We start from the raw sequence: 12,275 nt of genomic DNA on the forward strand, positions 1-12,275 counted from the left end.
CTATTGCGGACAGCTCTTCTTTTTATCCTTGTTTTTCCTTTCTATTATAATTTTAAGTTTTTAAAGGTGATTTTTCAATGAGGGATGTAATCTTGTAATATACCTTTTTCAATTTCTTTTCACTATTAGATATCCAAGTTAGAGTCGTTCTCGCCATTTTTCGGGTGTAAAAAACCTTAATAATGACCCATAAATAACCTATGTTACACATAGAGCTTTTAAAAAAAGCCTTCTTTCACTATTTTGCCGGTGTTCAATAAGTTGGTATAAAACTTGCATATTCATTTATGAACACTTATTAAAGGAGGAGAACTTTATGAAAAAAGCTGAACGTAAGAAAAGTATTAAAAAGCAAGTCATTACTTGTGCTGTTCTCGCGGCATCTCTTTTACTTCCAATCTCCACTTCCGCTGCTTCTGCACCTTATACGCTTTATCAAGTCGGAAGTACTGCAGATAAAGCTACTAGTACAAGCTTCGGACAAGTCTATATGGGCGGAAGCACCGATGTAGATGAAGCATTCAAATGGATGATCCAAAAGGCAAACGGCGGAGATTTCTTGGTTATAAGAGCGACGGGTACTGATGCCTATAATTCATATATCTATGACCTTGCCAAAAGCATAGGTAAGCCCCTTAACTCTGTTAGCACAATTGTTGTTGATGATTTAATAAGAGCAGGTTCAGACTCTTCTTTAATTGACAAAATTAACAAAGCAGAAGGCATCTTTTTTGCTGGAGGCAATCAAGCTGATTACGTAGATTTCTTAAAAGGATCGCCAGCTCTTACAGCCTTAAATAATCGTATTAATCAAGGCATTCCTTTTGGAGGAACGAGTGCCGGCACCATGATTCAAGGTGATCACGTTTATGACTCTATCTCAGCAGGCTCTACAACTTTAGATTCGAAAACAGCGCTAAACAATCCCTATAGTTCTCTTATTTCTTTTACAGATTATTTGATTCAAACCCCGCATAATAATAACATTCAAACAGACACTCATTTTGAACAACGAGATAGAATGGGACGCTTTTTAACATTTCTTGCACGTAATATCAAAGACGGAGAAGAAACTGGAACAAGCGCCAAAGGAATTGCTGTTAATGAACAGTCAGCGCTTCTGGTAGAAAAAGATGGTTCAGCTAAAGTAGTAACACAGCCAGGCTCTACAAACGCAGCTGTTTATCTAGCTAAAACGAATAAGGCGCCTGCTACTTGTATAAGTGGTCAGCCGCTGACGTTTAATAATATTTCTATCTATAAACTATTTAATGGCAGCACTTTTAATCTTTCCACTTGGACGGGTTCTGGAGGGTTAGCTTATACTTTAAACGTAAACGGCGGTGTTATTACTTCTTCTACAGGAAAAGTATACGGAGGAAATCAGCCGTAAATGCCAAGTCTATGACGACACTATTTTATAGAAAAGGGAAACTTGATTAGTGAAGTTTCCCTTTCTTCCGTATATTAAGGATTGATCAAGTGCTGTTTTGTTTTTAAATGATATAGATAATGCAGTCCTTTTTCTGTTATTTTCGTTCCTGCTCTGCCTCTGCGTTTTATAATATACTCTTTTTCTTCTAGTACATCCAAACGATTTCTCACCTGCTGTTCTGTAAGAGTAAAGCCTTTTAAATGCTGTGTAATCCACTTTCTGCTTGCTGCTTTTCCTGTATCATTACACTGTTTTATCGCTTCTAACAGAGCGTGATTTTCTTGAAGTTCGATCAAGTCAACCGATTCATTTTCAACTTCATGTAAAGTATGCTCCTCCTTTTGACTACTAAGCCTATACTCTACGTCTTTTGCTTTCACTTCGTTTTCATCGCAGACAGTAAGCAAATACTCGATGACTCCTTTTAATTCTCTTATGTTTCCTAGCCATTCATATTCGATAAGCAGCTTCATCGCTTCTGGATGGATATGCGTCCACGTTTTTGATTTAGAAATAAAATGATGAATCAGTAAAGGAATATCGGTTCTTCTATATCTTAAAGGAGGAATCGTTAAAGATAATACGTGTAAACGATAGTACAAATCTTCTCGAAACAACCCTTCTTTCATTTTATGTAGTAAATTGTTGTGAGTAGCTGCGATTATTCTTACATTGATCGGAATAACTCTTGTCCCTCCTACCCGTCTAATTTCTTTTTCTTGAAGCACTCTTAAAAGCTGAGTTTGTAAACGCGGACTGATATCACCAATTTCATCCAGGAAGATCGTACCTTTATCAGCGCTCTCAAACAGCCCTTTTTTGCCGCCTTTTTGGGCTCCTGTAAAGCTGGCTTCTTCATACCCAAACAGCTCACTTTCTAGCAATGTATCGGTCATGGCACTGCAATTCACGGCTAGAAACGGTCCGTTTTTACGTGTAGAATGATTATGGATAGCCTGAGCAAACAGCTCTTTTCCTGTACCGGTTTCTCCTTGAATTAAAATAGGGTACTCAGTAACCGCCATTTTCCGGGAAATTTCAATCGTTTTAAGCAAAGCTGGGTGTTCTCCAATAATATCTTGATAATCATACTTAGCAGAAAAACCGTTTTTTCTAAGTTCTGACTGCGCTTTTCCTTCTATTTCAACAGCTTGATTCACACTTTTAAACGTTGCTACCGTAGTATTGCTTTCCTGAATCATAGACTTATAGATAACCATTTCGTACCCATTTATGTTAAAGTACTGACTTTTCTCTTCGGACGATGTAATAAACTCCACAAGGCCTTCGTTAGAAATGACATGTTGAATTTCACAATCTGCAACATCAGAAGAAGATAGCTGAAACAATGATTCTAACCTCTTATTAAATAACGTAATTCTTTTGTTAAAGTCCACGGCAAGAATACCATCTTCTACTACATTTACAACACTCCTTACATGGAGGTGAAGTTCTTTCATTTGCCCTTCTGCTTCTATTAGTTTTTTTTGCAGCTCAATAATATTTCGTAAATAGCGATCCCAAATAATTGAATGATTAGACTGATCAAAACCAAATGATTTTATAAGTTCAAAAATGGTCGCCATATCAAAAAGCCTAACACCTATATCAATTACATGTTTTACATATGGCGGACACAAGTGAACCTCACCTGGAGAAACAGCAATTTCAACACCTTCGTAATAGGTCTTTTTCTTTTTAAAAGGAATAAACTGAACATGATTAATTCCTACTTGATAGAGAGATTCTATTAACTTAAGAGTTTCTCTATCATCATCGTTTACAATTAATACTTTAGTATGGGCAGGAATTTGCAGCAATTCATTTATATGTTTATGGTGAATCGTTCTATTTCCTACGATTTCATGTGCACATTGAACCTCTAATCTGTCCTTCATTTCGTTCTTTATACTCTCTGATGAGTAGAGTACAACATCGCCACCAATTTTTTTCGGTAATTCTTCGTCAACTGCAAAGCATTCAATAAAAATGTAATCGCCTAATAACTCTTTTAATTGGTTATGTAAAATGATTCTAGTTTGCTTGCTTCCTGTTATTAAAACTAATTTCTTTTTCATCGTATGAACACCTTTCTGCAGGCCTTTAAATTGGCTTGCCTTCAGAGATTAGTCTTGGAATACTGTACCTATCATTTTATACGTTGCCCTGCATTTCATCTAGCGGACGTTTGTCCCTATTGCAAATAAAAATAAGTAGAAAAAAGTGCCTCCGCTTTAATAGGTGGAGGCACAATATGCTAAAGTGCTAGATGCATTGAATTACTGTCTGTTCTCTTTTTATTTAATAGCTACTTTTATTGGTTTGATATCTAACGAAACTTTCACAATGGAATAATCGTCTTTTTGACCGTCTGTATAAGCCCAATAACCATTGCTTTCAGCACTTTTTCGGAAGGTAAGCTCAAAACCTTTGTTTTGGTTAAATGCATAGCTCTTTATTTCTTTACTCTGAGCGTTATCAACAAGATTGTAAGCTAAAAACTTGCTTAGTACACCGTGCGGAGAGAAAAGACCTGTATTTGGTCCAACTTTTTCACTGTAGTATTCATTTTTTCTAGTAGATGTTTTAGCTGGTTTTATGACGATTTCTTTTGTTGTGAGATTTACTTTGTCGCCTGGAGTGATACAAGAGATAAGAATATTTTTGTAATCACTCGGAAATTTGTCATTTGCCTGTACCTTCGCTAAGTCAACTAGCGTAATACCGCCTCTTCCCACAACTTCTATTTGTTTTTCTTTATTATTTACCACCATAGCAGTATCTTCATCAATTCCGTATGAAAGCTGATTTTTATTTCCTTTTTCATATGCTGTTGCAATAAGACGTCCGAGTCTTGCTTTGTTGTCAAAATGCTGATCTACAAGACCGTATTGGAAAAAGCCAAGACCTTTTTCCAAATAAGCAGGCCCGCCTTCTTGCTGAGTCATATCATCATATGTGTTTGTAAATCCGTATGAAAGCGCTCCGTAGCTATCTCCGCCTGCGAGCATAGTATTACTCATAATTGCCGCGCCGGCGCTCGTACCGCCAAGTACTGCCCCGTTTTTATACGTATGCCATATAGCTTGTAAAACTTTTGAGTCCGAGCCATTTTCATTACGCAAGGAGCCCGTAATCAAGGTTTGATCTCCTCCTACAAACCAAATGCCCGTTAGCCCTTTAACTTTTTGCGCTAGTTTATCACTGTTCATATTTGTTTTCCAGGTCGACTCATTTTCAGAAGTTCCTTTAAAGTCATGGTTCGAAATAGGTAAAATCTCTATATTTTCTGCTTTCACTCCGTATTTAATTAAATCACTTTTAAACTGATTAGAAGAGTCGAACTTAGTACTCGCTGCAGGCACAATTCCTATTTTGGCTTGTTTTCCTCCTGCAAGATTAATAAACTTGTTATACACGCTTGAATTGCTGCTGCCAAGCGCTCCTCCTGCAATTAAGAGATTACCTTTAATCGAATCGTATGCAGGACTTTCAGATGAAGAAAAAGTAGGTTTTTTATACGTTAAACTAGTTTTTCTATCCGATTGGAATTTGAAGGTTTTGGGCGTAATATCCATTCTGACATTTACAATGGAATAGTCGTCTTTTTGTCCGTCAGTATATCTCCAGTAGCCGTTTGTATCATTGTCCTTTTGAAAAGCAATTTCATATCCCGACCCTTTACTGTCATAAACATAGCTGTTGGCAGATTTCATCGATTCATTGTCAACAAGAGAATAGGATAAATAAGCCTTTAATCTTCCATATGGCGTAAAAACACCCGTAGCAGGCAGTGCGTTAAACGAGTAATATTCAAATCCCTTCGTTTCTACTTTCTCTTTTGGAAATTCAAATGACTTTAAATGATAGTTAATTTTATCTCCAGAAGATAAGTAACTAACCTTCATATTCTCTAATCCCGAACGAGCTTTCTGCTTAGATACAAGCTTAGCTTTACTCATATCCAAGACGGCTACTCCGCTTCGTCCAACAACTTCAATCTTTTGATCTTTATTGTTAACGACCATAGCCGTATCTTCGTCCACACCGTATGCAAAGTTTTTTTCTTTGTCACGTTCAGAAATATATGCAGCTACTGCAAGTCGCCCAAGTCGTGCTCGTTCATCCATGTGCTGATCAATTATGCCGTGTTGGAAAAACCCCAGCCCTTTTTGAATTGACAGGGGCTCGTACTCTTTTTGACTGCGTTTGTTTTTGCTTACATGTTTATTTTCCTTGTTTTCTAAACTGTCTTTTAACGCTCCTAGACTGTCTCCTCCTGTAATCATGACGTCACTCATAATTGCAGCTCCTGCACTTGTGCCTCCGATTACTGCTCCTTTACGATATATATCCCAAATAGCTTTTAACGCTTCAGAATCACTTCCATTATTTTGACGAAGAGAATCCACAATTTTGGTTTGATCTCCTCCAACAAACCAAACTGCCGTTAGTCCTTTAATCGTACGGGATAACTTCTTATCATTTACTTGATTCTTCCAGGTTGATTCGTCCTTTTGTGTATCAGAAAAATCGTGATTTGAAACGGGAAGAATTTTAATAGAATCTGAGTTTGCTCCGTATTTTACGAGGTCTTCCTTAAACTTTTTAGAAGACTGCAGCGTTGTGCTAGCAGCTGGAATAATCCCTACTTTTGCTTTTTCTTTTCCTCCAGCAAGCGAGAGGAATTTTTCATATACATCGTGATTAGAGATCCCTACACCTCCGCCTGCAATAATAAGGCTGCCTTTAATGTCTCCAGTATTTTCTTGTGCTTTTGCAAGCAGCGGTGTACTCAGAGAAGAAAGTAATGTAAAGCTGATAAGACATGAAACAAGTTTCTTTTTCATTTGAAAGATCCTTTCCACGCAAATTTTAATATCTTTCTCTGACTAGCTCGTATCCTTCCTCGATACTTTCGTTAAATGATGTTTAAAACCTATTATTCAAACGTTCCTTTCACAACAGGGACACCGTCTTTTACCATTACTTTACCTTGAGCAAAAACTGTTTTAATTGTTAGTGTCTCTTTGTCTAAAAGGACTAAATCTGCATCTTTTCCAGGTTGAATATGCCCTTTATTGGCCAGTTTTAATACTTTGGCAGGATTAGACGTAATGACTTGAAGAGCTGTTTCTAACGGCACTGATTCTTCTAATACTGCATCTCGTACTTCTTGAAATAAAGAAGACACTTTTCCAACTTGAAGCCCTTTATAGTCTCCGTTATCATCAAAAAACGGCAGGCTCGCTTGTCCATCGGATGAGAACGTAATGCTCGAGATTGGAACTTCTTCTTCAAGCATGATACGTAACCCTTTGCTGCACTTAACTTCGCCTTCTTCTAAAAAATATGGAATGGTGCTAGTTGTAAAATCTACATAGCCACCTCGTTTTGCAAATTGAATTCCTTCTTTAAACAGTTCTTCATTTCGATTAATATGTGTAGGATGAAACTGACGAATTGGCAGATCTGTTTTATCTGCGATTTGATTTAATAAAGATAATTTCCGTTCCCCGTCTCCTACATGAACTTCTAATATTCCGGCTTTCCCTGATAAAATCCCTCCATTGCGGGCAGCAGAAGCCGCCTTTACCAGTTCTTCAAATGTCGGTTCAGAGGAACGGTGGTCAGAAATGGCAATTTCACCTACTCCGATAATTTTATCAATTAAAATAAGATCTTCTTCGATGCTGGTAGTTAACGTTTTTACTGGTATTTGATAAGAACCTGTGTGAATAAAGCAACTAATTCCTTCTTCTTCTAATCCTCTTGCTTTAGCAAGAAGACTTTCCATTCTTCTTGTTGTACCGTCTGTTCCAAGTACACCTACAATAGTTGTAACACCGGCAGTCGTTGCATCGGTTAACATTAGTTCAGGCGTGCGTGTTTTATATCCGCCTTCTCCTCCTCCGCCAATAATATGAACATGTGAGTCAATAAAGCCTGGAGCTATAACATCATTAGCAGCGTCTACAACATGAATAGGAATGGACGTATTTACATGATCAATACAATCCTCTATAAGGATGATTTTGCTGTTTGCAAGCAATACGTCTTTTTTCTCTAAATACTCTGGTGCATATACTTCTGCGTTTTTGATTAAGGTTAACAACTTCTATTCCTCCTACTAGTAAGCTCAACTTACGAATAACATTTTTCTATATAATTTTAATGCTTAAAATGGTCCGTAATTGATAAAATAAGCAATCACAACGGCGATTAAACCAATCACATATTGAATAAGGACTAACGGCAACACCCATTTGGCCCACTTTGTCCATGAAATTCCCGCAATCGCTAAACCAGCCATTAATGTTCCAGCTGTCGGGAAGATAATATTTCCAATGCCATCTGCAAAAGAAAAAGATAATACTGCTGTTTGCCTTGTAATATCAAGTAAATCTGCAAGAGGCGTCATGATTGGCATCGTCAGCATCGCATGACCTGTTCCAGATGCTAAAATAAGATGAATCAGCGCTTGGAAGTTATAGATTCCGATGACGCTTAAATATCCCGGAATATGCTGAATAGCTCCAGATACTTGATGAAGCATAGGGTCTACAATATGTCCTTCATTTAAAACAACAAGAACAGCACGAGAAACTCCGATAACAAGCGCTCCTCCAACTAGTGCTGCTGCCCCGTTTGTAAACGACTTAACCGTATTTTCAACAGAGAGCCTTCCAATAATCCCAATTACAACTGTCAAAATGACAAATAAAGAGGCAATTTCAGTAATGTACCATTTGTACTTAATAACGCCAAAAGCAAGAATTACATAGTTAACAAGAAATGCTGCCATAATCCATTTATGCTTTCTAGTTAACTTGGCATCCGAGTTTAAAAGTTTATTTGCGCTGGTTATGCTGTATTTTCCGTACGTCCCAATAGAAGGAATTTTTTTCACTTTCATCGCATATCGGTAGACAAACCAAACTGAAACAGCGTAAACAACTACAAACAAGATGAGTCGAAAGCCCATTCCAGAAAACATAGGAAGCTCTGCTACTCCTTGTGCAACACCCACTGTAAATGGATTCATAACTGCCGTAGTAAAACCAGCCGATGCGCCAATTAAAACAATAGCAGTCCCTGTTAATGCATCGAATCCAAGAGCAAGTGCCAGGGGAATTAAAAGAGGAATATAGGCTAGCGTTTCTTCCGCCATCCCCATTAAAGAACCGCCTACTGCAAAAAATAGCATCATAACAGGAATTAATAATTTTTCTCGGGTAGCAAGTTTTTTAGCCATCGTTGTAATTAATACATCTACTGTCCCTGTAGCGCTTAGTACACCAAAGAAACCGCCGATAATTAATACAAAAAAGATAATGTCGGCTCCTTCTACCATTCCTGTATGTATTGCTTTGACCATATCAAAGAATCCAACAGGTGTAGAATCAATCCATTTAAACGATTGAGGATCTACCGTTGTTCTCCCGTCTACTTCTACACGCGCATATTCTCCAGCTGGCAAGATATACGTTAAAATGGTAGCAATCACAAGAAAGCCTAACAATAAAGCAAAAACGTTTATTTTCCTCTCTTTTTTTCGTACATGATTTAATGAACTCATTTCCTTTTGCGGTTCACTCATCCTTCTTCTCCCCTTCATTGTGAAATAATAACTTTAAACAGACATCTCGTTCTTTAAAAGCAGCTTCCTTATCTGCGACTACATATTGCTCCTTTCTTTTGTATTCCTCATATACAGTACAAGCAATTTTCGTGCCAACGTAGAACCGTTTAATTTTCTGAATTATGATATAATTAAATCGTGTTTTAGGTGTTAATTGGGTGTTTTTAAAAAATCAACAGCGCCAATTAAGATGTTGGTTGATAGAAAATCTGGAGCACGAAGCATTAGCTAGTTCTTTTTTTAAAAAGCCACAAAAAGAAAGATAAAAGAATTTAATCTATAAACATAAAAAAATATTATTTTATTATTGTCTTTTCTTTAAGTAGATTAATACTATAAACCTTCAATCTATTTATAAAAGCATTGCGCATAATGAAAGGGTGTTCAAAACAATGACTGTTTATCATATCGGGGTATTGAGGGGTGATGGCATCGGGCCGGAGATTGTCGATGCCGCAGTTAAGGTAGTTAAAAATGCTTCTTGCAAAGCAGGAGTAAAAATGGAGTGGATTTATCTGCCGATGGGGTGGGAAGGAATTAAACAATATAACGATCCTCTTCCAGAAGTAACGATAGATGCTTTAAAACATACGCATGGATGGATACTTGGCCCGCACGATTCTGCGGCTTACCCTCTTGAACACAAAGAAAAGCGTAATCCTAGCGGAGAGCTTCGTCACAGTTTAGATCTTTACGCAAATATTCGCCCTGCTAAAACAATGCCAGGCATTAAAAGCGTCGTGAAAGAAGCAGATTTAGTGATCGTCCGAGAAAATACAGAAGGATTTTATGCCGATCGTAATATGTATTCTGGACACGGCGAATGGCAGATTACAAAAGACGTTGTGGTGACATCGGGGGTATTTACGCGAAAAGCCATAGAAAGAATTGCACGTGAAGCTTTTGCATTGGCCATGCAGCGTCGTAAAAAAGTAACAATCGTACATAAAGCAAATGTTTTAAGATTAAGTACCGGACTATTTCTAAACGTTTGTCGAGAAGTAGCTGAGCAATACCCTGAAGTAAAAGTGGACGACTACCATATCGATGCCATGGCTGCTCATCTCGTACGTCGTGCAGCCGATTTCGATGTCATTGTGACAGAAAACATGTACGGTGATATTCTTTCAGATTTAGCCGGCGAGCTTGTAGGAAGCTTAGGATTAGCCCCTTCTCTTAATGCAAATGAACATATCGCTATGGCACAAGCAGCTCATGGTTCTGCGCCAGATATCGCAGGTTTGAACATAGCAAACCCAACCGGTATTATTTCTTCAGCAGCCATGCTACTGAAATGGTTGGCTGAAAAACATGCGGATCACAAACTTACAGAAGTGGCTGCTACAGTAGAACACGCACTTTATCAAACGCTCCAAGCTGAAGTGAAAACGAAAGATTTAGGCGGACATGCCTCTACGTCGGAGTTTACAGAAGCTATTTTAGAAAAAATAAAATCCATGTAAAATTAACAGCAATTTATCCATTCTATAGAGGTGATCATAATGAAAAAAAGAAAGATTATTATGGACTGTGATCCAGGTCATGATGATGCTATTGCTATCATTTTGGCTGCCGCACGACCGGAATTAGATATTTTAGCGATTACAACTGTTTCAGGAAACGCAGAAATTGAAAAAACGACGATGAATGCTTTGAAAGTGTGTGATTTAGTATCGTTACATAACGTGATGGTTTCAAAAGGAGCAAGCGAACCAATGATGCGCAGACGTGAAAACGCGCCTAGTATACACGGGGATTCAGGATTAGACGGCCCTGAGTTCCCGGCTCTCTCTCGCAGCTGGAGCGAAGAACACGGAGTAGATACTATTATACGAATGGTCAAAGAGTCAGAAGATCCCGTTACGCTTTTGCCTACCGGTCCTTTAACGAACATTGCTTTAGCTTTAATAAAAGCTCCAGAAATGAAAGAAAACATTGAAGAGATTATCCTTATGGGCGGTGGAACCTTCGGGAACTGGACGCCAACGGCTGAGTTTAATATTTGGGCAGATCCAGAAGCGGCTAAAAAAGTGTTTGATAGCGGCATTCCACTCGTAGTAATGGGGTTAGATATTACGCATCAAGCCGTTGCAACAGATAATGTTATTAACCAAGTGATGAACATTGATAATAACGTAGCAAAAAAGGTGGGTGAATTATTAGCATTTTTTAAATCTACCTATAAGGAAACATTTGGTTTTGATGGCCCTCCTGTTCACGATGTATTAACCGTTGCTTATTGCATAGCTCCAGAACTATTTACCCTAAAGGAAGTTAATATCGTAGTAGAAACACGCGGAGAATATACCCCTGGAACAACTTCAGTTGATTTGCTTGGAGTTACAGGAAGGAAAGCAAATGCGAAGTTTGGTTTAACCCTTGATGTCCATGGATTTTGGGATCTGATGCTTGAAGCTCTTAAAACGTATTCCGCTTCGTAAAATTCATCTAGAAGATAAATTTTATAGAGGCAGCACCAGAACGTCGAGTTCGCAACTTGCTGGTGCTGTCTTACGTTTATTCATACTATCTAGCTGTTTTTTTCGCTTTTTGATTGAGCATTACCGTAATGATTGAAGCAACAATAACACCTGTAATTAAACAGTTTGATATATCTTTATAAATTACTCCCATTACTGTCCCGCCTATAACGCCTACACTAATGAGTGAAATTCGTTCCCTTTGATTCATGATTTATCCCTCCATCTTTTTTAATAAAACATTTAATTTATGAAGAGCAAACTGCAGGTCTAGTTGCTCTTCGTCATTTAACTTCGCAAGATTTGTATGAAAGTTACTATAAATCCCTCTCCATTTTTCCTCTTGAATACTTTTTCCTTTAGACGTTAATGAGACTAAAACTGCACGCTTATCTCGCGGATCAGGCATTTTGATTAAATATCCTTCATTTTCTAATTCACTGATAACATTCGTTAACTGTTGTTTGGCAATATTTAATCCATTACTAATTTCCTTAATATTCAAATCTCTTTTTTTCATATACATAAATTCAACTACGTGATTTTGTAAATGTGTTAATTTCACTTCATTTTTGTTTAAATTCTTGAAGTTTTTAAATAAAACCGGTATTAAAGCGATATATTCCTTAGCCAGTTTTTCCTTCATGAGATATCCACCTTCTTTAGTAAATATATTATTACTAAATTTGAATAAAAACAATAAAAATCGTTTATTTTA

At 37.5% G+C, this 12,275-nt stretch carries 9 protein-coding genes; 3 read left to right on the top strand and 6 right to left on the bottom strand.

What is annotated here, in order from left to right; all coding sequences use genetic code 11:
* Nucleotides 1-316 precede the first annotated feature (316 nt).
* Nucleotides 317-1,393, top strand: coding sequence for a cyanophycinase (locus ACFX40_RS00765; protein WP_098332364.1), 1,077 nt, complete (start codon nucleotides 317-319; stop codon nucleotides 1,391-1,393).
* Between the two features lie 74 nt (nucleotides 1,394-1,467).
* Here ACFX40_RS00765 and ACFX40_RS00770 read toward each other — a convergent pair whose 3' ends face one another.
* From ACFX40_RS00770 to ACFX40_RS00785, 4 genes are all read right to left on the bottom strand, one after another.
* Nucleotides 1,468-3,513 carry a sigma 54-interacting transcriptional regulator gene (locus tag ACFX40_RS00770; RefSeq protein ID WP_263034337.1) on the bottom strand — a complete coding sequence of 682 codons (2,046 nt, stop codon included), beginning with the start codon at nucleotides 3,511-3,513 and terminating at the stop codon, nucleotides 1,468-1,470.
* A 219-nt stretch (nucleotides 3,514-3,732) separates the two neighbouring features.
* Nucleotides 3,733-6,285: a cyanophycinase gene (locus ACFX40_RS00775; RefSeq protein WP_263034338.1), complete on the bottom strand. Its 2,553-nt coding sequence runs from the start codon at nucleotides 6,283-6,285 to the stop codon at nucleotides 3,733-3,735.
* A gap of 92 nt (nucleotides 6,286-6,377) precedes the next feature.
* On the bottom strand, nucleotides 6,378-7,550 hold the full coding sequence (gene iadA / locus ACFX40_RS00780; RefSeq protein ID WP_377253860.1) for a beta-aspartyl-peptidase: 1,173 nt from the start codon (nucleotides 7,548-7,550) through the stop codon (nucleotides 6,378-6,380).
* Nucleotides 7,551-7,613: 63 nt separating this feature from the next.
* Nucleotides 7,614-9,035, bottom strand: a complete 1,422-nt coding sequence (locus ACFX40_RS00785) for a YfcC family protein (protein WP_263034339.1) — start codon at nucleotides 9,033-9,035, stop codon at nucleotides 7,614-7,616.
* A gap of 434 nt (nucleotides 9,036-9,469) precedes the next feature.
* On the opposite strand from ACFX40_RS00785, the gene ACFX40_RS00790 reads away from it, so the two are divergent.
* Entirely contained in the window at nucleotides 9,470-10,540 is a 1,071-nt protein-coding gene (locus ACFX40_RS00790) for an isocitrate/isopropylmalate dehydrogenase family protein (protein ID WP_330533416.1), read from the top strand.
* 39 nt (nucleotides 10,541-10,579) lie between these two features.
* Nucleotides 10,580-11,518 carry a nucleoside hydrolase gene (locus ACFX40_RS00795; protein WP_102813230.1) on the top strand — a complete coding sequence of 313 codons (939 nt, stop codon included), beginning with the start codon at nucleotides 10,580-10,582 and terminating at the stop codon, nucleotides 11,516-11,518.
* An 85-nt stretch (nucleotides 11,519-11,603) separates the two neighbouring features.
* Here the strand turns inward: ACFX40_RS00795 and ACFX40_RS00800 are convergent, their stop codons facing one another.
* On the bottom strand, nucleotides 11,604-11,768 hold the full coding sequence (locus tag ACFX40_RS00800) for a hypothetical protein (RefSeq protein ID WP_164797590.1): 165 nt from the start codon (nucleotides 11,766-11,768) through the stop codon (nucleotides 11,604-11,606).
* Between the two features lie 3 nt (nucleotides 11,769-11,771).
* Nucleotides 11,772-12,203: a MarR family winged helix-turn-helix transcriptional regulator gene (locus ACFX40_RS00805; protein WP_028408147.1), complete on the bottom strand. Its 432-nt coding sequence runs from the start codon at nucleotides 12,201-12,203 to the stop codon at nucleotides 11,772-11,774.
* Nucleotides 12,204-12,275: the final 72 nt, after the last annotated feature.

The sequence above is a fragment of the Priestia sp. YIM B13552 genome (genome assembly GCF_042787775.1).
In the GTDB taxonomy this organism is placed as follows: Bacteria; Bacillota; Bacilli; order Bacillales; family Bacillaceae_H; genus Priestia; species Priestia megaterium_E.